This is a genomic window from Enterococcus sp. AZ140 (assembly GCF_051714405.1).
In the GTDB taxonomy this organism is placed as follows: domain Bacteria; phylum Bacillota; class Bacilli; order Lactobacillales; family Enterococcaceae; genus Enterococcus_B; species Enterococcus_B pernyi.
The window spans coordinates 1,929,421-1,952,388 of sequence record NZ_JBIORU010000001.1; the positions used below are offsets into that span (position 1 = coordinate 1,929,421).

At 38.1% G+C, this 22,968-nt stretch carries 25 protein-coding genes and 1 other RNA gene; 3 read left to right on the forward strand and 23 right to left on the reverse strand.

Annotated elements, in window-relative coordinates; translation table 11 throughout:
- Positions 1–38: 38 nt before the first annotated feature.
- Positions 39–434, reverse strand: a complete 396-nt coding sequence (locus tag IGJ39_RS08880) for an acetyl-CoA carboxylase biotin carboxyl carrier protein subunit (protein ID WP_195339546.1) — start codon at positions 432–434, stop codon at positions 39–41.
- A gap of 19 nt (positions 435–453) precedes the next feature.
- The gene (locus tag IGJ39_RS08885) at positions 454–690 is read right to left on the reverse strand and encodes a hypothetical protein (protein ID WP_438764505.1); all 237 of its coding nucleotides are present in this window, start codon (positions 688–690) and stop codon (positions 454–456) included.
- A 484-nt stretch (positions 691–1,174) separates the two neighbouring features.
- Between IGJ39_RS08885 and IGJ39_RS08890 the strand changes: the two genes are divergently transcribed.
- From IGJ39_RS08890 to citG, 3 genes are all read left to right on the forward strand, one after another.
- Positions 1,175–2,521 carry a CitMHS family transporter gene (locus tag IGJ39_RS08890; protein WP_195339544.1) on the forward strand — a complete coding sequence of 449 codons (1,347 nt, stop codon included), beginning with the start codon at positions 1,175–1,177 and terminating at the stop codon, positions 2,519–2,521.
- A gap of 200 nt (positions 2,522–2,721) precedes the next feature.
- On the forward strand, positions 2,722–3,417 hold the full coding sequence (locus IGJ39_RS08895; RefSeq protein ID WP_019724391.1) for a GntR family transcriptional regulator: 696 nt from the start codon (positions 2,722–2,724) through the stop codon (positions 3,415–3,417).
- Complete coding sequence (citG, locus tag IGJ39_RS08900; protein WP_229049026.1) at positions 3,410–4,306, forward strand: triphosphoribosyl-dephospho-CoA synthase CitG; 897 nt, start codon at positions 3,410–3,412, stop codon at positions 4,304–4,306. Before IGJ39_RS08895 ends, citG begins: the two co-directional genes overlap by 8 nt.
- Here citG and IGJ39_RS08905 read toward each other — a convergent pair.
- The 21 genes from IGJ39_RS08905 to IGJ39_RS09005 form a co-directional block, all read right to left on the reverse strand.
- Positions 4,261–4,989 (reverse strand): response regulator transcription factor, encoded by a 729-nt coding sequence (locus tag IGJ39_RS08905; RefSeq protein WP_195339543.1) that lies wholly within the window; start codon positions 4,987–4,989, stop codon positions 4,261–4,263. The genes citG and IGJ39_RS08905 overlap by 46 nt on opposite strands.
- Before the next feature lie 569 nt (positions 4,990–5,558).
- Complete coding sequence (locus tag IGJ39_RS08910) at positions 5,559–6,572, reverse strand: Abi family protein (protein ID WP_195339542.1); 1,014 nt, start codon at positions 6,570–6,572, stop codon at positions 5,559–5,561.
- Between the two features lie 477 nt (positions 6,573–7,049).
- Positions 7,050–7,417: a transfer-messenger RNA gene (gene ssrA / locus IGJ39_RS08915) on the reverse strand.
- A gap of 227 nt (positions 7,418–7,644) precedes the next feature.
- Positions 7,645–7,932 (reverse strand): putative quinol monooxygenase, encoded by a 288-nt coding sequence (locus tag IGJ39_RS08920; RefSeq protein WP_023519920.1) that lies wholly within the window; start codon positions 7,930–7,932, stop codon positions 7,645–7,647.
- A gap of 21 nt (positions 7,933–7,953) precedes the next feature.
- The gene (locus IGJ39_RS08925) at positions 7,954–8,592 is read right to left on the reverse strand and encodes a nitroreductase family protein (RefSeq protein WP_010735080.1); all 639 of its coding nucleotides are present in this window, start codon (positions 8,590–8,592) and stop codon (positions 7,954–7,956) included.
- 31 nt (positions 8,593–8,623) lie between these two features.
- The gene (locus IGJ39_RS08930) at positions 8,624–9,028 is read right to left on the reverse strand and encodes a MarR family winged helix-turn-helix transcriptional regulator (RefSeq protein ID WP_195339541.1); all 405 of its coding nucleotides are present in this window, start codon (positions 9,026–9,028) and stop codon (positions 8,624–8,626) included.
- A 286-nt stretch (positions 9,029–9,314) separates the two neighbouring features.
- A complete protein-coding gene (locus tag IGJ39_RS08935) occupies positions 9,315–9,578 on the reverse strand; it encodes a hypothetical protein (protein WP_066025247.1) in 264 nt (87 codons plus the stop codon).
- A gap of 141 nt (positions 9,579–9,719) precedes the next feature.
- A complete protein-coding gene (locus IGJ39_RS08940; protein ID WP_065095991.1) occupies positions 9,720–10,208 on the reverse strand; it encodes a GAF domain-containing protein in 489 nt (162 codons plus the stop codon).
- A gap of 84 nt (positions 10,209–10,292) precedes the next feature.
- Positions 10,293–11,000, reverse strand: coding sequence for an acetolactate decarboxylase (gene budA, locus IGJ39_RS08945; protein ID WP_065095992.1), 708 nt, complete (start codon positions 10,998–11,000; stop codon positions 10,293–10,295).
- 12 nt (positions 11,001–11,012) lie between these two features.
- Positions 11,013–12,719 (reverse strand): acetolactate synthase AlsS, encoded by a 1,707-nt coding sequence (gene alsS / locus IGJ39_RS08950; protein ID WP_195339540.1) that lies wholly within the window; start codon positions 12,717–12,719, stop codon positions 11,013–11,015.
- Positions 12,720–12,897: 178 nt separating this feature from the next.
- The gene (locus tag IGJ39_RS08955) at positions 12,898–13,449 is read right to left on the reverse strand and encodes a GNAT family N-acetyltransferase (RefSeq protein ID WP_065095993.1); all 552 of its coding nucleotides are present in this window, start codon (positions 13,447–13,449) and stop codon (positions 12,898–12,900) included.
- A gap of 51 nt (positions 13,450–13,500) precedes the next feature.
- Entirely contained in the window at positions 13,501–13,617 is a 117-nt protein-coding gene (locus IGJ39_RS08960) for a putative metal homeostasis protein (RefSeq protein WP_141687160.1), read from the reverse strand.
- Between the two features lie 35 nt (positions 13,618–13,652).
- Positions 13,653–13,802, reverse strand: coding sequence for a 50S ribosomal protein L33 (rpmG, locus tag IGJ39_RS08965; RefSeq protein ID WP_010735066.1), 150 nt, complete (start codon positions 13,800–13,802; stop codon positions 13,653–13,655).
- A gap of 262 nt (positions 13,803–14,064) precedes the next feature.
- Positions 14,065–15,081, reverse strand: a complete 1,017-nt coding sequence (locus IGJ39_RS08970) for a family 20 glycosylhydrolase (RefSeq protein ID WP_019723930.1) — start codon at positions 15,079–15,081, stop codon at positions 14,065–14,067.
- A 130-nt stretch (positions 15,082–15,211) separates the two neighbouring features.
- On the reverse strand, positions 15,212–16,609 hold the full coding sequence (locus IGJ39_RS08975) for an aminopeptidase P family protein (protein WP_019723929.1): 1,398 nt from the start codon (positions 16,607–16,609) through the stop codon (positions 15,212–15,214).
- Positions 16,606–17,373, reverse strand: coding sequence for a DeoR/GlpR family DNA-binding transcription regulator (locus IGJ39_RS08980; protein ID WP_029594167.1), 768 nt, complete (start codon positions 17,371–17,373; stop codon positions 16,606–16,608). Before IGJ39_RS08980 ends, IGJ39_RS08975 begins: the two co-directional genes overlap by 4 nt.
- 248 nt (positions 17,374–17,621) lie before the next feature.
- On the reverse strand, positions 17,622–18,416 hold the full coding sequence (phnX, locus tag IGJ39_RS08985; RefSeq protein WP_019724449.1) for a phosphonoacetaldehyde hydrolase: 795 nt from the start codon (positions 18,414–18,416) through the stop codon (positions 17,622–17,624).
- Entirely contained in the window at positions 18,409–19,560 is a 1,152-nt protein-coding gene (phnW, locus tag IGJ39_RS08990) for a 2-aminoethylphosphonate--pyruvate transaminase (RefSeq protein WP_019724450.1), read from the reverse strand. Before phnW ends, phnX begins: the two co-directional genes overlap by 8 nt.
- Before the next feature lie 10 nt (positions 19,561–19,570).
- Positions 19,571–20,569 carry an extracellular solute-binding protein gene (locus IGJ39_RS08995; protein WP_104776716.1) on the reverse strand — a complete coding sequence of 333 codons (999 nt, stop codon included), beginning with the start codon at positions 20,567–20,569 and terminating at the stop codon, positions 19,571–19,573.
- Entirely contained in the window at positions 20,496–22,181 is a 1,686-nt protein-coding gene (locus IGJ39_RS09000) for an ABC transporter permease subunit (RefSeq protein WP_019724216.1), read from the reverse strand. The genes IGJ39_RS08995 and IGJ39_RS09000 overlap by 74 nt, the downstream gene beginning before the upstream one ends.
- Positions 22,178–22,960: an ABC transporter ATP-binding protein gene (locus IGJ39_RS09005; protein ID WP_104776718.1), complete on the reverse strand. Its 783-nt coding sequence runs from the start codon at positions 22,958–22,960 to the stop codon at positions 22,178–22,180. Before IGJ39_RS09005 ends, IGJ39_RS09000 begins: the two co-directional genes overlap by 4 nt.
- Positions 22,961–22,968 lie beyond the last annotated feature (8 nt).

Sequence of the window (22,968 nt, forward strand, 5' to 3'; positions counted from 1 at the left end):
AAGAGTCACCAAAATGACTCTACTCTCAAAGCGAACATTTAACTGATCGTGATAAGTGGATCACCAGGATTCACCATTTCTCCTTGACTGATATGGATTCCAGTCACTTGACCAGCTTTTCCAGCAACGATTTCATTTTCCATTTTCATCGCTTCTAAAATCATCAAAGGTTGATTGATTTCCACTACCTCCCCAACTGTAACTAATAAACGAGAAATCGTGCCTGGCATCGGCGAATTCATCGCATCCGCTCCCGCTTCGACTGAGGATTTCGTTTCTGGTACAGTTGTTGAGACCTCTGATGGTACGACCGCTTCCACTGGTGTAGATCGTTCTGGTGTTGGAACTGGGTTCGTTTGCGGACTTCCACCGATTTCTTCCATTTCCACTAAATATTCTTTTCCATCAATTGAGATTTTGAATTTCCGCAACATTTTTTCTCCTCCAAAACATTTATTTTTTGGCTATTTTTCGTATAATAAACTGACTATTTGGATTGACTCCCGCTGCTACACCTGTAGCAATCAGTGAAACCAAAATTGCTTCCGGATTTCTCTGCTTGATTTTTTTGATAATGAATCGACTCTCCGGATCATATTCTGCTGCTAAACTTGCAGCTACCACACTGACAAGCTGAACATCAGCTGGCGCAGCATCAATATATGCACGAACCGGTTTCATTTCATCCATCTTTTCATTGTCTCTTTCTACTATTGTGGGGCTGGGCTCCACTGCTGGTTGCTGCTTCTTTCTTCGTTTTGTAAACAGCCACATACTTCATGCTCCTTTCTTCTTTTCTGTCCTTATTTTTATTATAGAGTGATTCAACCAATTATGTTTTCCAAACTGACATAAGATTGTTTTTTTGTTGTTTCTTTTTCTTGAATCAGGCAAAAAAAAGCAATACAAACATTGATATAAAAGCTTTTTCCAATGAATTAATGTTCTGTTAAGGTACTATTAAGCATTCGATAAGATTAGGTAGACCAAATTGTTTTTTTCATGTTCTTTTTTCTTACTTCACCTATCTTCCCTTTAAAATATTGCTTATCCTAGAGTCGTCAAGGAGGCGTCAATTTTAGTAAAATACAACTCTTTCTGTCCTAAGAATAATTTTCTACCCATCTAATTTTGATACCGCTTACAAACAATACAATCAGAAAAGGAGAAGCGTATGTTATTAACCGTTTTATCTTATGCAATGATCATTATCTTCATGTATGTCATCATGAAAAAGAAAATGTCCCCTTTTACTTCCCTTGTGGTTATTCCACTTTTATTTACCTTAGTTGCAATGATTTCTGGTGCTTCAAAGAAAGGAAATATTGGCGATTTTGTATTAGAAGGCATCAAAACAACTTCAAATACAGGAATCATGCTATTATTTGCCATTTTATATTTTTCAATCATGTTGGACGCTGGTCTATTTGATCCAATCACTAAAAAAATGATTTATTTTGCCAAAGGCGATCCAATGAAAGTTTTAATGGCAACTGCGATCGTTGCCGCAACCGTTTCGCTGAATGGCGATGGGACAACGACTACGTTGATTTGCTGTTCCGCTTTTATTCCTATCTATAAAAAATTAAACATGAAAATGATGAACTTAGGGGTATTGATCATTCTTCAAAATACCATCATGAATCTATTACCTTGGGGTGGACCGACCGCTCGAGCGATGGCAGTATTGGAAGTCGATGCGGATATCTTGTCTTACCTAGCTCCTGGAATGATCTTGTCTTTGCTTTATGTCATTTTTTTCGTTGCACGCCGGATGGGAAAACAAGAACGTGACCGTTTAGGTATTACCCAATTATCAAATGAGGAAATTGAAGAAATCACTAAAATCACCGATCCTGAAACAGTCAAAATGCGCTGTCCTAAAAATTTTGTATTCAATGGTGTACTCACCATCGTGTTGATTGCCTGGTTAGTTGCCAGCTCATTTATCTCTTCGATTGCCTTGCCACCTCTTTTATTATTTTTAGTAGGAACATGCATTGCCTTAATGGTCAATTACCCTAATCTAAAAGATCAATCCGCCCGTATTGGTGCAAATGGTGGTGATGCGGTGCAAGTCGTGATTTTAGTTTTTGCAGCGGGAGTTTTTATGGGGCTTTTCCAAGGTTCAGGTATGGCTGAAGCACTCGCGAACAGCTTTACTTATCTCATTCCAAAACAATTAGCAGGATTCTGGGGATTAGTTATTGCGTTGATCTCAGCGCCCGGTACTTTCTTTATTTCAAATGATGGTTTTTATTTCGGTGTATTACCGGTTTTAGCAGAAGCCGGTCATGCGTACGGCTTTACCAATATGCAAATGGCCCTTGCCTCTTTGATGGGTCAAGCCTTCCATTTGCTCAGTCCGTTAGTGGCTTTTATCTATCTCTTGTTACGTTTGACCGGATTGGATATGGGGAAATGGCAACGAGAAGCTGGAAAATATGCCTTGGGTATTTTTACTATTTTTGTCGTCACAATTATTCTTTTTGGACATATGCCATTTTACATCCCACAATAAAAACCAATCGTACCAACAAGAGTGACTAACTAAACGAACGGCTCCTTCATTATTGGAATACTAATTTTCACGTTCTGCCAAAGTGAAGGAGCCGTTTTAACTGCTATTGACATATTTTTGGGTTCGTTCTCTTGAGGGTTGGAAAGCATGATAAACTTAGAACAGAAACTGAATGTCTAAGTAGAAATGGGGAGAAAAAAATGAAACAAGTGGTTGAAGCATTACGAAAAAATTTGGATCTAACTCAAAATAAAACATTGAATGCACTTATTTATGAAGCGTTTCGTAAAACGATCATTCTTGGTGATATTCCTGCAAATACACGAATCAATGAAAAAGTCTTAGCGGAAGAATTGAATATCAGTCGCACACCCATTCGCTTAGCAATGAAGCAATTAGTCAATGAAAAATTAGTTGAACACGTGCCTAAGATCGGCATCGTCGTCAAAGGTATTCGCATAAAAGATGCTTACGAAATCTATGATATCCGTAAATCTTTAGATACCCTTGCCACGATCAAGGCAATGAATCAGATGACAAAAGAAGACTTCATTGAACTAAAAGAACTATTATTACGAGGCGAAAGCTATAATCAAGCAGATCAAACAGAAAAAGTCTTGCAAAATTTTTCGGACTTCAATACGTTTATTTACGAGAAAAGCCAAATGCTCCGTTTAAAATCCATTGTCTTAGAGTTACAAGCTTACCTCGTTTATTTTCGCGATATCGCCATTCGTTCATCCAGACGCAGGGATAAAGCCCTTGAAGAACATTGGCTGATCTATCGCGGGATGCAAACAAAAAATGCAGAACAAATCACTTTGATCACCCACGAGCATTTAGATCGTTCATTACAATTTATTTTAGCTGAAATGGAGCGTAGAAAAATTGACTGACCACAAACTGATCGGTATGATCGCACAGGCTGCACAGCACGCTTTGTTTTACGAAGTAGCATTAAGTCCAAAACCAGGATTAGTCGATCCTATTTCAAATGGCGCGCATACAGATATGGATTTTCAGACTTTTCAAATAAGTATCCAAACCTTAACACCTTTTTTTCAAAAATATATCGAAGCAGGTTTTACTCATAAAGGGAATACGAAATCATTATTTAAAAAACTAAGAAGCATGGGGTATCAAGCAGAACAAGCAATGCTTGTCGCAACGAATGATATCAATACACATAAAGGAGCGAATTTTTCGTTTGCAGTCATCTTAGGCGCTATCGGTTGGCACATGCAACAACGTTTTATCCAAAGACTTCCATTAAACGCTAAACAGACGGAGCAAATACTAGATTTTACAGGAGAACTGACACATGATTTGATCAAAGAGGATTTTCACGACTTAGCGCGGAAGACAAAGCGTACACATGGGGAAGAGCTTTTTTTGACACATGGTATTTCAGGTATTCGTGGCGAGGCTGCTCAGTGTTATCCCAGCCTTACTTCCATTCTTCTCCCTTACTTACGTTCAGCAAACTATCATGCGCCCGATGAAGTCTTTCTACGTGCCTTGGTTTTATTAATGAGCGAAATCGAAGACGGAAATCTACTTCACCGAGGCGGTATTCAAGAGTGGCAAAAAGTACAACAAGAAACAAAAAAAATTCATCAAGCAAAGCTTCCATGGAAGCAGCTAATTGATGAATTAACAATCTATGATCAACGATTGAGCAACCGCAATTTAAGCCCTGGTGGTGCAGCAGATTTACTTTCATTAGGTATTTTTTTCGCTCAATTAGAAGGATTACTTTCTTTACCAGAGGGTAAGAAAATATAACCAAGTCCTCTAACCGTTCTGAGGTACTGGACATTTTTTGGATCATCTTCGATTTTGTTTCGTAAGTGATTGATAAAAACCATAATGGTATTGGCATCCAGCTCACTGTCATTCCAAACACTTTGATAGATTTGTTCCTTTGAAAAAACCTGTTCGGGATTTTCTATAAAGAATTGCATCAGCTTGATTTTTTTTGAAGACAACTCAATGGATCTGCCTTTTTTATATAAACGATAGAGCGCTTTGTCAAAGCAAAAATCACCTATGATGATTTTATTTTCTTTACAGTTGGTGGTTTGTTCTTTAAGTACCTTGTGTCTATCCAAAATAGCCATGACTTGCGCCTTTAATAGTGTTGGATTGAATGGTTTAGTGATGTAATAATCTGCTCCCATCTCCAATCCAGTGATAATTTCAATTTCATTTTGTTGTTCAGTAAAAAAAACGATCGGTGAAAGATTGTCTTGCTCTCGAATCAGTTGCACAATATGGTAGCCATCTGTTTGATGAGCTAAACGAATATCTAAAAGATACAGATCAAAGGTCACTCTAGACATGATATCCAGTGTTTTTTCGACGGAATCACTTTGATAAATCAAAACGCCAGTTGGCTGTAATGCCTTCCAAATCATTCTTCTAAATGTTAGATTTTCATCAATCGCCAATATCTTTTCACTTCTCATTTTCTTTCCTCCTGCCCAGAACATCCATAGGTTAAAACTGTAATTTACTTATTCAAGTAAAAAAAGCAATTGATCATAATATCACAATTTATCCCTCAGCTCTATTATACGCACAGAGACGATGATTTATTGTCTCAAAAAAAAGAAAATACAATAAAAAAACATTTTTATTTACTCCATATAGACGTCGCTTCATATAATAATTTGTTTTTACTATTTTTTATGATAGTTAAACCTAGTGAAAATTTTTATAGAATTTTTTTTACAGCTTTATAGTATGACTAACTGTAAATATCTATTATTAAGAAAAGTACAATTTGTCCTCAGAAAAAACTTTGAAAGAAAAATCCTTTAAAAAAGAAAGATACTTATAATTGTGGATAGAGTATGCAATGGAATATTTTGCTCATTTTTTTAATATGTTTTAATTATGTACACAAAATAATTCTAATACAGATTTGAATGTTACTGCTGAAGTCACTTTAATCAAGAGTTTTAAAAAACATAGCATATTATAAGAAAGAACGGTAAAAATGTCCTGAAATACTCATACAAAAAACTTTTAAAAATTAAATTATATCTCTTAATAGTTCTGAAAAATCGTAATCAAGCCTAACCTTACTCGTTACTCTCGTATATAGATTGGGATTAGCTAATTTAAAATTATAAAATAGCGCCTTAAGTTCTCTTATGAAGTTGTTCCTAATTGTATTTCTCTTTGATAACATAATGGCTATAGTAACGAATAAAGAAGAGATATCATTTTTTAATATACCCTTTGTATATAAGCTTCTAATTTCTTTTCTTTCAAGTGCGTATAACTCTAAAAGATGGATTTTGATATTGTGTCTAGAGCGATGATTAATGATTCTATTACTGTGTGCAGCACGATTCCTGTATTCTTTTATGATTGTAGTTAGATTTACAAAGAATTCCAGATTTTCTTCTATATCAGTTATGTGGTAAAACGGGTACTGGCTGAAATCATACATCATAGTTTTAACAGTTTGCTCTTTTATTTGTCTATCAGATAGCTTATACCAATACATAAGAGTATCCATAGATAAACAACCCGCCAATACCCATGGTGGTACATAGCCATACATATTGGAATAATGCTTTATCTGTAAATCTCTTTCCATATCAATAGTTCGATTTAATTTTTCTAATAAAATCTCAATTTCGTATTTTTGTTCTTTTTTTACAAAATTACCTTTTCTATATTTTTTTCGATTAAGATAATCATGGTTTTTATGTCCATAATGTTTACCAATATGGTATGAAAATATAGCTTTAATAGAATCTTCAATTCTCAATAAGTATTTAAAAATCAATGCTGAAAGTTCTTTATCAAATTCATATGTATCTCTTAAATCTACAAATAGTACGTATTGATAATCATCTTCCCCATTTTTATCTATAATACTGAAAAAATCTTTATATCCGTTAACTAGTGAATAATATGAATTATTTTGCAATGTATATATTGCATCTTTCCTTTCTTCATCATTCCTAAAACTAAGTTTTCTAGACTCAAGTTTTTTTATTTGTTCTTCCAAAGATAAAAAAATTTTTTCTCCCATATTATTATCCCTTCAAAATGATAGAAAAATAGCCCCAATCCATAAAAAATATGAAATGGGACTATTTTCCTAGGCATCGCGCCCTTCGTTAAATAAAATATATCATAGCAATTTGATCAAATCAATAGATAGATAGATTTTTTCATACTAATTTTTTAGCACAAGAATTTTTTCTGTTTAGTTGGAATAGTCAATACTTAATACTTAAAATAAAAATTCTGATGTTCTTCATTATTCAAAACCAGCAAAACATATAAGAATGTCCAATCTTGCTTAGGTCATTTGGATATCCAAACGATTATGAACATCTATACTCATGTTTCTCCTGAAAAGCGTCATGAGACGGCCGTTAATTTCGCCAACTATCTAGCTAGGAACTGAACGTAGTCAAAAACGTAGTCAGAAATAAAAAAAAGTAGCAAGAACACTGTACAATCGTTGGTACAACAGTGTTTTTGCTACTTATATGATTTCTCCGAATGGAGACGGCGGGAGTCGAACCCGCGTCCAAACACATCGCCACTTAAAAATCTACGTTCATAGTCAACTCATTTAGAGGTTCGCTTTACAGCTTGCCGAGTGACAGGCATTCTGTATCGCTAGTCTGATGTTCTCTTTTTCAACTTACAGACGGAAAGTTGAAACGTATCCCACTAAAGTTAGGACCCTTACTCGAGCACATGGGCGATGCCGAGAGGATCTACGCTAACTGTTTTTAGGCAGCTAAAGCGTAAGAGTTGTTTTCGTTTTTAGCAGTTATATTTAACTGTAACGTTTTAGCGTAGACGTAACCTACGAAACGCAATTCAAGCTCGAACTGTGCCTGTCGAATCCGTAACGTCCCCTTAATAAAATGGGTTACGGTATTTTCAAGATACTTACATAATATACCATATATGTCGTTTTTTTTCAATATGGTTGTTTGCTTTTCGAGTAGATGCTTCACTTCTTGAGCGAAGCAAGAAAGGTCTTAGGGATGAATAGACATCAGACTTTTCTTGCTCCCTCTTAAAGTGGACGTTCTTTCTACTTTAGCTGCTTCGATCGCAAAAGAACGTGTCAGCAAATCCTTTTAAGCAAGTGTTTTTGCGACATTCAATTCTGTTTCTTTTTCTGCATATTCAGGCATGTTCTTGAACAATTGTTGCAACAATGGACTTTGGTTATGTCCTTCGATTGCTTGTTCGTCACGCCAGTTTTCAACCATCACAAAGACATTTACTTGTTCCGTTGACTCATACAATTGATAACTCAAGCAGCCATCTTCTTTTCTAGTCGCTTCGATCAATTGTGTCGCTTCTTCTAAAAATTCAGCGCGTTTTGCTTCTTTGATGGTAAATTTTGCATTGATGATGATCATTCGTCCGTCTCCTTTTTCTTTCTATTTGAAAGAAGTGATTTTTTCTGAAGCTAAACGAACAGATTCGTAGCCTTGATCGACTGCTTTACCAACTGACAAGATCATTACAGGGACATAACGTTCTTTGTCCAAATCGAAAGCTTCTGCTAATTGGTCTGCTTCAAATCCGCCGATTGGATTTGTATCATATCCATGGCTACGTGCAGTTAACATAAATTGCATAGCTGCTAAGCTTGAATCGATTTTCACTACGTCATTCATTTGTTCACGTGTGAAATTTTTGTAATAAGGAATGATCGCTGCTAATTGTTCGTCACGAACTTCTGCTGGCATTTTGCCTTCTTCCACAGCTTGATCATAGATTTCTTCTCCGTATTCATAGCAATTCATATCACCAAAAATCAAGACCATGGCAGATGACGTATCATTTTGTTTTGTGTTGAAACGGATCAATGGTTTCAATTTCGCTTTTGCTTCTTCGCTTTCAACTACTACAAAGCGCCAAGGTTGTAGATTCACAGAAGATGGTGCTGTTGTTGCTTCTTGGATCATTTCCAACATTTCTTCATGAGGGATTTTCACATTTTCGTCGTACACACGGATTGATTTTCTGCCAAAGACGATATCAGAAAAATCATTGTTTGCTAGAGTTTTATTCATTACTTAACCGCTTCTTTCTTCGTTTTGATTTTTAGTATAATTTATCTAGTAATTTAGTCAGTTGATCGATTTCTTCATCTGATAGCGAAACACACAGGGAGTCATCTGATTCTTGATGTTTTTTTTCACACTCGGTCAATTCATTCACTGCTTTATCGGACAAAGAAACGAATACTTCACGATTATTGTTCTCATTTCTTTTTCTGATCACATATCCTTTTTGTTCTAATATCTTTAGATGACGTGAAATAGCTGCCAAATCGATTTTTAAATCGCTCTGTAACTTATTTTGCAAACATTCCCCGTTTTCTTGTAAGAACATCAAGATCTCGTACCTCGTTAAACTAAATCCAGTTTCTTTTTCAAATAAAGCTGTTCCTTCTTGACTGATGATTTTTATCTGATAAAGCAATTGACTTAACTTTCTCAGCTCCATAATGTTGCCTCCTACTATCGTTGACTAATCAATTATTGACTTGTCAATAATATAAATCATTTACTTCCTTTTGTAAAGTAAAAAGAAAAAGAAGCAAGTTAAAAGTTATTTTCCCTTTTAACTTGCTTCTTCTTCAACTGTCTGTATTCGAGTATTCTATTTCTTAACGATTATGTATGAATGTTCAATTGCTTCTATATATGTATGCAAATTAAAGGAAGTCTGATAATTAACAATAGCTTATTTAAATCAGACTTCCTGCTAGGCGATAGGCGTATTCATCACTTTAAGATACCATTGCTTGTGTGTACAGCTTGGTTGGTGACTGAAAGACTTGTTCAACGGGACTCAACTCAAAGATATCTGTATATTTTGCGACAACTTTCCCACATTTCTCTAGAATATCTAAGTGATCTGTACGATCATATTCCTCTACACTCATAATCACACAGTTTTCTAATTTTCCGATTACTTCTCCAACTACTTTATTTTTGATGCCGATTGGATGACATACATATTTTTGTCCTAAAACGATTGTTTCGCTTGTCATAACTCATTCTCCTCTTGGTTCTTTAATATTTTATAAAATGATAATAACATTAAAATTAGATTATGAAAACAAAAATATTCAATAAACTAAAAAAAAGTTGAAAAAAAGTGATCAAACACCTTTTTTCAACTCTTTTTCACTTTATTTCATAACATTTACAGGAAAATCACCTAACAATAACTCAACATATTGTTCCAAAAATTCTTGATCTAAAGCATCGTAGCCCTCGGTCACACCACAATCGATATCAAGTACTCCGATCAATTGACCTTCTTTGATCATAGGTACTACGATTTCAGATTGTGCGGCTGAATCACATGAAATATAATTTTCATGGGTTTTCACGTTCGCAACGATCAATGTTTTTTGTTTTTCTGCTGCTTCGCCACAAACACCTTTTCCCATTTTGATACGGGTACATGACACTCTACCTTGGAAGGGGCCTAAAATCAATTCTTGCCCATCATATAAATAATAGCCGGCAAAGACTGTTTGAGGTAATGTTTCATTCAATAATGCAGAGGAATTAGCTAAATTGGCCAACCAGTTGTCTTCTGCTTCTAAAAGTCCTTTTTGTTGGAGTAGCAAAATTTCATAAGCATCTCTTTTTTCTTTTTCTGTCCATAACATCCAAAATCACTCCTTCTATGCCCAAAATTATAGCCTAATTCAAGGAGCAACGCTATGATTTGTTTTTGATTCTCAATGACTAGATCATTCTGCTTGCTCGATTTCAGCAGCTAGATTTGCATAGTCGATTTCATTTTGGATAAAAGTCGGATCATTCGTCGGAAAATGTTGCACCAAAGATTCTATTTGACTGATTTCTACTGTTCCTTGCGACACAGTAAAATCGAGGATATGCCCTCCAAATGTTTTCTCATCGTCAATAAAATGTAAATGGAAGCCTGCAGCAGCCACCCCTTGAAATAATTCCGGTGTATAAAACCCAACAATTGTCCCTTGAATATCTGATCGATGAAACTCTGGCTGGGATTCTGAGATCTTCGCTAAGCGTCGATATGGTTTTTCTTGTTTTGGCATGATACGGATATGCATATCTTTAAATAAACCGCTGATCTTGACTGCTAAAAAGAGATTTTTTCCTGCTTCGTCCTTCAGGATTTGTTCTTTTAATGCTTCGCTAGATAGATGTTTGACTGCAAATGAACGATCCGCTGAAAATGCAGTGATTGCCGCATAAGGAGTGGACTCTTCTCCGGACAAATGGATCAATGCGCCATCTGATCTACCTTGATAGGCTTCACCGTCTAAAAATATCACTTCGCCGTCTAACCCATGTAGTGTTCCAAGACCTAGTGTACCGTACTTTAAGATCTCCGCGATGGAAGTTGTACCGTCCATCAGTCCCGCCATTAGCGCACCTAATGTACCATGTTGATATAATACTTTCTCTGTCATCTGAACATCCCCTTAGTAAAATTGGTCTGGTAAGATCGTTTCACCTAATTTTTCATTATCTCGATAGTCAATCGGGATATCGATGATGACTGGTCCTTCTGTAGCAAATCCTTCTTCTAAGGCAGAGGCCAATTCTTCTGCATTGCTTACTCGCAGACCTTTAGCCCCAAAAGCTTCGGCATATTGAACAAAATCAACTGGACCAAAATCAACCCCTGATGCTCGATCATATTTCATGATTTCTTGAAACTCGACCATATTATAACGACCATCATTCCAAATCAAATGAATGATCTTCAATTTTTTACGCACAGCTGTTTCTAAGTCTTGGGCAGAAAATAAGAAGCCACCGTCTCCTGATACAGAGATTACTTGCGTATTTGGACGAACTAGTGCAGCAGAGATCGCCCAAGGAAGTGCGACTCCTAATGTTTGCATGCCATTACTGAATAGCAAATGACGCGCTTCATAACTTCTAAAGTGACGGGCCATCCAAATGTAATGACTACCGACATCAACCGTCACAGTCATGTCGTCCGTTACTTTCGATTGCAGTGTATTGATCACCTCTAACGGATGTAAGATCCCGTCTTCACTACTGGTTTCACAAATATCTCGTGCCTTCAACTTTTCTTGCAACGTATTTAAATATTCTTGCGCATCTGCCGATACTTGTGTTTCTTCTAACGACTCTGTCAGTAAATCTAATGTTGCAGAAATGTCCCCGATTAGTTCACGTTCTGGTTGCATGAAACTGTCGATTTCAGCTGGTGTTTCATCAATGACGATGATTCTAGCATCTTTTTCAGCATTCCAGTTTCTCGCTTCATATTCGATTGGATCATAACCAATCGCAATCACTAAATCACTCCGTTTTAACAGCATATCTCCTGGTTGATTGCGGAATAGACCTACTCGACCAAAAAAGTGGTCTTCTAATTGACGAGAAATGACACCGGCTGCTTGGAAAGTTTCTACCACAGGCAATCCTGTTTTTTCAACAAGTTGACGAATGGCTGCTGTTTCATCTTTACTTGATCCACGCATTCCAACTAACAATACAGGTAACTTCGCTTCACGAATCCGTTCAACCAGATAGTCGATATCTCCTGAAGATGCTGAGCCTAATTTAGGATCTTGTAATGGTTTGATGACCTCACTTTTGACTGGTGCATCTACCACATCTTGAGGGATACTGATAAAACTAGCGCCTTTTTTCGAACTCTTTGCCATTCGATAGGCATTAGCGATAATTTCTGAAATTGTTTCAGGATCTTGGATCTCTGCACTATATTTTGTGATTGGTTCAAACAATGCAGCATTGTTCATGCTTTGATGTGTTAATTTTAATAAATCACTTCGTTTTACTTGCCCTGCGATTGCCAACACAGGATCACCTTCTGCTGTCGCTGTGACTAGTCCGGTTGCTAGATTACTCGCACCAGGCCCACTTGTCGCAATCACCACACCTGGTTCTCCAGTAATACGACCAATTGCTTGCGCCATAAAGGCAGCGTTTTGCTCATGACGCGTCACGATCAACTCTGGACCATGATCTTCTAATTCATTGAATACTCCATCGATTTTCGCTCCTGGAATACCGAATACGTAATCAACTTGATGATTGATTAAACTTTCTACTACAGTTGTTGAACCTTGTTTTTCTTTAATTACTTCTTCTGATACAGTTTCTACACCTTGTTTTTCCTTAAGCAACATGAGACATCTTCCTTTTCAACGCTATTTACATGATCATTACATTATAAATAGAAATAATATTAATACAGATATTCACACCTGTTTCATCTATTAGTCTAGCACTTAATGAGTCATTTGTGTAGTAAGAAGCAAAAAAAAGACATACATTTTTGTCACATGGACAAAAAGTACATCTTTTTTATTGCTTTTGATATTTTTTTCCTAGAATGATCAGGTCATTTTCTTGATTGCCCATATTGGCAACTTTTGGCAAATGTCCCCAAACGGCATATCCATTTTTGAGAAATAACTTTTTACTTGCCTGATTCACATCAAAAACAAATGCAAGCACTGTCTGGATTTTTAAACGATGTAGTTGAGTTTCCACAAAGGCAAGCGCGGCCTTACCTAAATGATGACCACGTGTCACTGGGTCTAGATAAATACTGATTTCCGCTGTCTGTTGATACGCAGGCCGACCATAAAAATCACTAAGGCTGATCCAACCGACGATATGATCGCCATGACGCATTACCCAAAGCGGTCTAGAATCAGCATGATGCGCCTCAAACCAAGGGACCCTCGAGTCAACCGTTATCGGTTCCAGATCCGCCGTTGCTTTTTTCGATGCGATAGACTGATTATAAATGTCAACAATTCGCGGTAGATCCTTGATCGTTGCATAGGTATACTTGATATCGATTGGTTTCGCCCCCTTTATTTTTGAATAGTATAACACGTTTTTTATCATCGTTATATAGCAAAAAAAGGAGTTATATTGAAACCATTGATATTACTACTATTAGTGTTTATTCTTCGATCTTTTTGATTGTTGGATGAGTTTGAGCGCACGTTTTCGTGTTTTGATATTCGGGCTTTTCAATCGTCTATATGCGCTTGAAAGGTCTTGCTTCTCCATTTTATCCCCCCATTTTCTAGAACATTCATTTCACCTTATTTTACTTCTGTAAATAGCATTTTCTTTCTTAACTTTGGCGAATATTTCTTTAACGTTAATCGTTCCGGTGTATTTCTTTTGTTTTTACTCGTCAGATAGATTCGCTCACCCGTTTCTTTGCATTCTAATGTAATGTTTTGGCGCATGTTTTCTCCTTCTCTCACTCTTTTTTAGTCATTCAATCGTTGCCCTATTTTCAGCTTCGATCAAACCACTCAAGTTTCAAATAGTAATGATTACGATTTATAAAATATAATATACGCTAGTAGCGAATTACTGTCAATAAAAAAACGAATGAAAATACCTTCAAATGAATGGCCACTCATTTTAAACAATTAAAAATAACAAAAAAACTGATTTTCAACGGGCAACTACGTGCGCCATCGAATGACAGTTTTTTTGTTTTGACTATTGTTTTACAGTTGTTACTAGTAGTTCAAACAGATCGGCTAGTACAAACTCTGCTTGTGGCTCATCTGCCCAAACACCGACCATACTACCCATCACTGGTAATTCGGTATTGCTGACTACAGTGGATGTCGAAATTGTCGCTAGTGCGTTTTTTGCTGTATCAAAGGAGTAATGTCCTTGTTCGCTTGTTTTTCGACCGATGACCCAATACCAGTGATCGTTCGTATTCACCAGTTGATGCCCTTGATCAAGTAAAAATTCGGCAGAACTGACGTGATAGTTGTCCCACCCTGCTGTCCAATAGGCAATCACTAAGTCTTGATTGAATCGACCAAATTGTTCTTTTTCCTCGTAGTAGATGCCGTCGTTAAATACGATCGGAATCATCCCATAGGTTTTGACCAGTTCAGCCAATTGATTGGTATAAGTGACAAAATCGCGATACTTCCCAGACTGCTGGAGTCCTCGCCACCCGCCATCAGTTAAATCATTGGCAAATTCATCGCAACCTATATTGAAAGAATTAGTGATCGTTGAGAAGTAGCTCACATATTTTTCAAGTAGTGCTTTCGTGAAAGCGACCGCTTCTTGATTATCCAAATCAAGTGTTCGAATCGACGTTTGATAACAAGGATGTTCGATGCCTAATTGTTGCATTCCTGTTAGAATCGCGTCCATATGGCCAGGGGTATTTATAAGCGGGATCACTTCCATGTTTTCTGCCTTAGCCACACTAGCTAACTCTGTCATTTCTGTTTCCGTCAAATAAGTACCATTAGGATCATCATAGTACTGTTTTGTTCCTGCAATCAATGCTTCTTTGACTGATTGACTGGAATAAGTTTTTCCTTTGACAGTCAGCGTCATGTCATCCAGTAAAAAGCGTAATCCGTTATTTCCCAGCGCAAAAGAAATCGCCGTGTATCGACATTGTCTTGCTTTTTTTATGATCTGGATCAATTGTTCTTTCGAAAAATATTTACGTCCATTATCAATCAATAAAACCTTTTTCATCTTTACCTCCACAAAAAGAAATCGTTTACATATTATACAATAAAGGAGGCCCAACGAGAATACTCTTTTGCACTTAAATAAAAAAATCCCCTCTCAACCAGATTACTCGATCGTTAAGAAGGGAGGTTGCTTATTCAACTGAATCTACACAAAATGCCTTTTCTTTGGCTAAAAAGAACGGACGGAGATAACCGACAGTGTTTGATAAAGGCAGCAATTCTTCACTTAAATGAATCTTCAAGACGTCCGCTAAATATTGCTTACGTCTAACGATCCGCTCCCACATGTCTGGATATTGCTCCTTCAGTTCATTTCTCAATCCTTCATCTGCAAGTGCCACACATTCTTCTGCACTTACTCCAGTATATCCTGATACAGAAGGAATAATATCTAACTGGAAGATCATACCACTCTTGATGATTTCTTGCGAACCAGAATAAATGGGCGAGGCTAACCATTCTTCATCCGCCGTCAAGTGTCCTGGATTCAAATGCCAGTGATAGGTCGCTTGTGGCAAGACTGTTTCAATCAACTGATAGAGATCAGCCCCTTTCATTCCGATATGGATAGCTTCTAGCCAGCTGACGATAGCTGCATAATAAGGTTTTGCTACTCGATCCAGATAATCAGCTTGTTCTACTGGCAGTTGAGCTTCTTCTTCGATCACAAATCCTGTACGACTGGATAAGCCACCTTTGAAGCCTGTCGTCAATGACAGCGGATCACCGAATTGGATCGTTTTTGCTGTTGGATAAAGATTCGCAAATTCAAAACGGCGTCCAGTTGCAGCAATCGTGATCACTGTATTCGCTTGTCCTTGTCCGTGCAACAACTCTCCGATCTCGGATTCTTTCACACCAAGCTCAATGGCATCTAATGCACGTAGCATGCAAGACGAAGCAAGATTTGCCCCATATTCGTAGTGTGCAATTTCATTTGCATTGTTCGTGACACGCGCCCCTTCCTCACCAATCAATAGATGAGTGCCATTGACGATAGCAGTTTCCGCAGTGATTGCTTGTTTTAGCGCATCTACGATAAAAAATGGTACATCGAACAATTGGCGATTGTTTTGTGTCATAGACGTAAACAACTTCCAGCCGACTAACCCGATTTTCTTTCTATCTGCCACCTTTAGTGATGCAAAAATAGCTGACAGGTTTTGTTCATGGTCCATTGGTTGATTCGGTAAAGAAAATGCTGGATAATGGATCAAATCCGCAGTGATCCGCGCATGGGCATTCATCTTTAGATTCTCATTCCCAAGGATCATCGTGAATTTGCCCGATTGATCTAACACTAGTAACCCTTCTTCAAACCGCGGGATAAAGCCTGTAAAATATTCAAAATTGCCACCATGCTCTTTATCTGCATATATCACCAACAGATCTATCGCTTCGTCTTTCATGCGTTTGATCGTTTTGTTGATCCGTTCGGTGATTGTGTCCTCTGTCAAAAAGACAGGGGGAACATCTGGAAAAATCGCTGGTTTTGGTATAGTTGTTAACTGGATGTTTTCTTTTTTCATTCATTCTTCCTCGCTTCTATGAGTTCTACATGGTTCTCAGTCAGTGCTTTGGCTAATGCTTTTGGAGGCTTTTGATCCGTGATCAAATAATCAATCGCTGATAAGTCGCAGACTTTATAAAAACCAGTTTTATCTAGTTTTGTATGATCCGCTAGTGCGATCACTCTGCGTCCTTGTTGGATCATCTGACGTTTCACTAAGCCTTCTTCCTCTGTATGGATGAACAGTCCTTCGCTTGTCAACGCAAATACTCCAAGTAGTGTGTAGTCTGCTTGATAATTTTTCAACTGTTCCACTGTTTCCGTTCCAAATAAAAACAACTGTTCTTTGTGTAATCTACCAGGTAATAAGGAAATAGCTGTTTTCGGATGATTAGCTAGTAATAAAGCGTGAGATAAAGAATTGGTGACCGCATGGATTCTTTTGTCCGGTAGTTCTCTGATCACTGCTTCCACTGTGGTCGAAGAATCAAAGATGATCGAGGAAGGATCTGCCATTATTTCAAGCGCCTGCTCAGCCATTTGTTTTTTCACATCATTCAGGATCGTTGACCGTTGCTCATAATCAAAGATCGTTGCTTCTTTTTGAATCGCTAAAGCACCGCCATGGGTCCGTTTGATTTGGCGCTTTTTTGCTAACTGGATCAAGTCCCGACGAATCGTATCTTTAGACACCTCTAAGCGATCTGCTAAATCTTCGATCGAAGCACTTTTTTCTTGATCAATCATTGTTTTAATACGTTGGATGCGTTCTTCCTTCAACATGACGCTCACTCCTTTTATCTAAGATACGCTATTTTGCATTTTTTTGCAATATTCTGCTGTTTTTTTCGTAAAATAAGTGGGCCACTAATTCTTTACCACCTAAAACCGAATAGATGGCAGGAACAGAAGTAACCTCTTCGAAAAAAATAAGGCGCCAGCCACAAAAATTGGAAGAACAATTTTCGCGGCTAGCGCCTTATTTTTCAAGGCTAAACATTTCGGTCTCGACCTCTTGATGGTTGATTGATTCAATTCATAACAGCTTGCTTCTCTTCAATTGTTTCAATGAGTCTTGGCAAATCAGAAAACCGATCGATCACATAATCTGCGCCAGCTTCTAAAAATTCTTGCCGCACCCGTGCAAAAAGTTTTTCTTTTTCAGCAGCCGCCAATTGCTGATACGTGTCAAAGGAATAACCAGCTTGTGAACTTCCTTCAATTACGCCCACAGAAAGAACTCCTGCATTCTTCCCTTCAAGTATATCAGAGATCGTATCTCCTAGTTTTAACACTTCTTGTCTATTTTCCTGTTTAAAATAATTCAAGTTCGTTAATAACATCTCTGGAGAGGGACGCCCTTTGCCGTCTACTTCATCTGGTGTGACGATGTGATCTGGCTGATACCCTTGTTCTTTCGCCTTCGCAACAACGATTGCCATCATTTCACTCGTATAACCAGTCGTACTGCCGATTTTGGTTCCTCGCTTACGTAAAGTTGCGACGGTGTCAAGTACACCCGGTTTCACTTCTGCATGATTTGCCAATTGCTGGAACAATACTTCTTCAAATGTTTCATAGATTGCCTCGATATCAGTAGTTTCAGGCTGACGTCCGTGAGTTTCTAACCAACTTTCAGCAATACGAGGCATTTCTAGCATCATTTGGATATGCTCGATTTTTTTCATTCCCATCGGCTCTCTGATTTCTCGTTCTGTCACAGTGATCCCTTGATGTTTGAATGCTTCGCGAAACGCCGCCACCGGTGCCATACAACCAAAATCGACTGCTGTTCCTGCCCAATCTAAGATGACCACATTAATCATTTTTTCGCTCCTCCATATATTGCTGGATCAACCCAGCTACTTTTTCGATATCTTCCAGATAGATTTCACCAATATTCCCAATCCGGAAGCAATCAGTATCACTGATTTTCCCAGGATAGATCGCGTAGCCATGTGCTTTTAAATAGTCATAAAATGCTTGGAATTCGAATTGGATATTCTCAGGATATTTGAATGACGTGATGAAAGGTCCCTGATTCTCACTAACATAGGCTTCAAACCCAATTTCTGCCATTCGTTCACGCAAACGCTCATTGTTCATCTGATATCTGTCATAGCGAGCATCGATACCACCTTCTTCCGCCAACTCTTCTAGCGCTTGCCAAAATGCGAGAACAGTATGGGTTGGTGAAGTGAAACGCCATTTCCCGTCTACATCCATCACACGAAATTGATCATACAGATCCATGCTCAACGTGCGTGCTTGTCCGGCACTTTTTTTTAGTAGCTCTTTTTGACAAATCACAAAGCCAAATCCAGGTACTCCTTGGATACATTTATTTGCACTCGAAACAAGAAAATCGATTTCTAACGCGCCAACAGGGATCGGAATGCCGCCAAAGCTTGACATCGCATCGACGATAAAACATAATTTGTGTTTCTTTGTCACTGCTGAAATCTCTTCTAAAGGATTCAAAATACCAGAAGTCGTTTCACTGTGGATCATTGCAAGTGCAGTAATACCAGGATGCAACGCTAATAGTTCCTCGATTTTTTCAGCTTGTGGTGTTTCATTTTCAGCCACTTGATAAATCACATGATCAATGCCATGGTATTGAGCCATTTGCACCATCCGTTCGCCATAAGCACCATTTGTACAGATCAGTAAACGATCGGTCGCGCCAACAACTGAACTTAACACAGATTCAACTGCAAAGCTGCCACTTCCTTGCATCAAAACAGCTGTATAAGCCTCATTGGAGACACCAGCAAGATCAAGCAATCGTTGTCGAATCGCCTGAGTGATGACTTTAAAATCATCATCCCATGTACAATGATCGACAAGCATTGCTTCTTTCACTGTACGACTCGTGGTCAGAGGACCTGGTGTCAGTAATTTATAATTGATTTTACTGTGATTGATTTCTTTTTCATAATGTTCGATCACCTTTGTTTTTCCACTCATTTTCTTTCTCCTATTCAACTAGACTGGCATGTTTTTTTAGCAGATCTGGGGTTAATGCTTCCGGGAAAACTTTTTGATTTTTGGCGGTTTCAACCCCCGCTAGATCATCTGTTTCATAAAGTTTACTTGGGTAGAATTGTAATAAATCTGCCCGACCTTCTTTAAGGATCACATTCAACATTTCTTCGGCTAAAGGATTTGTCGCTTCTCCTTTATCGATCACTGCGAGTGATTCTGTTAAAGCATATGTTCCTTCACTTGGTTCCACAAAATCGATCGGCAATCCTTCTTTTTTATCTTTGATTGCTTGATGACGTAACCCAAAACCTAACGCCACTTCACCGACGCGGACTTTTTTCAACGGACCCGAACCAGACGCTTCAATATGGTCGCCTGCATTGTCATAAATATCGGCTAAAATCGTTTGCGCTTCCGTCTCCCCATATTGATCAATCAATCCTTGGAACAACAACCAAGCTGTTGAGGAATGGTTGATATCAGAAATCGCTAATTGTCCTTCATAGATTGGATCAGCTAGATCAGCTAAACTTGTCGGTATAGGCAAGTCTGCTTCTTCCATTGCTTGAGTATTATAGAAAATGACCCCTTCTTGTGTCGTCATCGGTGCTTGGTAATTTGGCAGATCATCGATTGGTTGGACTTCTAATGCCAATTCTTTGAATATCGGTTCATTTTCTTGGACACCATCCAAATAGAACGTACTCATTGTCACTAGATCCGCTTCAATATCTGTGCCTTCCGCCCAAAGCTTTCCGCTCAATTCCGAAGTGCCGAAGGATTGTAGCAAGTATTGGTTTTCAAATCCATTCGAATCAAGAACATCTTTGATGATTTGAACCGGCTCTTCATCTGCATTCGTGTAGATGATGACTTTCTCTTCGTTACCGTTGGCATTCTCACTTGCGTTTGACGTACTACACGCCCCTAAAATTCCTAAAGCGCTGGCGAAGGACAGATAAATGAACCCTTTTTTGACTAATTTTTTCATTTGCTTCAAATCTCCTCATGATAGATTGCGCAAGTATTCTTGCGGTTAAATTGATCAACAATAATAAGATGGATAGGATAAAGATCTCAGTGAATCTGCCGAAATGTTGTAATTCTTTGATTTTGGTCGTGATCACCATCGTTCGGGCACTTGTCAAAAACACCACTGCACTGATCGTAACCATCGAATTTGTAAAATAGTAACAAGCCATTTCTACGATCGTCCGCTTTGAATTTGGAAGAATGATGCGAACCACTGTATCAAGCCAACTATCCCCCATCATCTTCGCTGTGTTTTCCCAGTTGGGATTCATTTTTAATAAGGCACTTTTCGCTAACTGATAAGGGGTTGCAAAATAATGCACCATGTTGGCAATCACCAAAATACTGATCGTACTTTGAAGAGTTGTTCCGCTAAACACCAGCAAATAGGCAATCCCTAAAACCATTCCTGGAATCGAATTCGTGACAGAAGCAAGACTATCAATCATTTTCAGGATCACATTTTGTTTTGCGGATCTAGCGGTAAAAATGGCTGCCAAATAAGCAATAACCGTTCCAAACAACGCTGTCCATAGGGCAACGAATATCCCTGTATTCAACGTTCTTCTTAAATCAGACGTTTGTAGGAACGCTTCGATATGGCGTGTAGTAAAAGTCATATCAAAGGGCCACCCTTCTACAAAAGGAAGAAGAAACATCACGAGGAAGACTCCTAAAATAAATAAACCACCAACTGTCAGTCCTACGCCAAAGAATAAATCTCTGACAGGGTTGCTTTTTACTGACGTATTTGTCCCGGGGGTTGCATGATCATTTTTTTGGATCTTACGCAAAAACAGAATGCTAATGATCGAAGGAACTAACATGATCAATGCAATGACGGCTCCTCGATTAAAGTCTGGGATCGAACCCATAAAGTACTCATACAATAAAGTCGTGATAAACGGTTCTCGGCCCCCCACCGCTACAGGTATACCAAAATCCGTAAAACTCATGAAAAAGGCTTGGACGAAAGCAACACCAAATGTTTTGCCCAAAGGTTGCAGGATCGTGATTTTCAATCCTCTAAAAAATCCGTCTCCCATCAATCTCGATACCGTCAAATAGCGTTTATCCAAATAATTCATGGCGTCATTCATCAATAAGAAAGTCACTGGGATCGTATAGATCAGTAATCCTAAGATCACACCTGATTTTCCATAGATCGAAAACAATTCTTGACCGAATAGACGTGTCCACAATCCTTGACGGCCAAATGAATAGATCAACACAAACCCGTATGTGATGGTCGGCAATAACATTGGCAACATAAAGCATTTCTCAATCACCCACTTGAACCCCTTAGGTAGATTCGTAAAGTGCATCCCGTAAGCAAACCAAAAGCCAAGAAAGGTAGCAAAAAGTGCTGTGATCCCAGCAATAAGCAAACTATTACTTAACGCATTTAGCCAATCGAAGTTCCTTGCTAGTTCTAGGAACAGCTCAAAGGAAAAGCCGCCTTCAACAGTCAACGCTTCTTTCAAAACATTCGCTAAGGGATAAAACAATACGAGGACAAAACCAAATAAGATGAACGCTGGCAGTAGTGCTTCTATTTTCATCTTTCTCATGAGAAGCGAACCACTTTTTCATGAACTACGCCGGTTGCTTGAGTAAAGATCCGTTCAATATTACGTCGTTTGATTATTAGCTGATCGACAATAAATGCCTGTACAAAGGGTTCCATCGTATTCGTCACGATTTCTTTTGGTGTACTGTATTGTGCGATTCGGCCATCTTTCAAAACCATGATTTTATCAGAAAGGGTCAATGCCTCTTCTGGATCATGCGTAACGATGATCGTCGTTAAGTTCAGTTTTTTAGCAATCAATTGGATACGTTCTTTGATCGATTCTTTGATGACACCGTCCAATGCACTTAAGGGCTCATCAAGTAACAATACTTGGGGTTTCATCACCAGAGTCCGACCTAATGCCACCCGTTGTTTTTGCCCGCCAGATAGTTGGTGGATGCGTTTATCCAAATGATCATTCAAATCCAATAGATCGATCAATTCTTGCAATTCTTCTTTAGAAGTGATATTTTTTTGTTTTCTCAACCCGTACACCAAGTTTTCATAGGCACTTAGGTTAGGGAATAAAGCATAGTCCTGAAAGACAATATTAAATGGTCGTTTTTCCATGACCTGTTTTGTGATATCTTCGCCATCATAAAGTAGTTGACCATTTGTTGGTTGCTCCAATCCAAGGATGATATTCAATAAAGTTGTTTTTCCTGAACCCGAGGCACCGAGTATCGAAACGATCTCACCTTTAGCGATCGATACATTGATTTCTTTTAACACTTCATGATGATTAAACGTCTTACTAATACCATCTAGCTTTAACATGCGTTCAC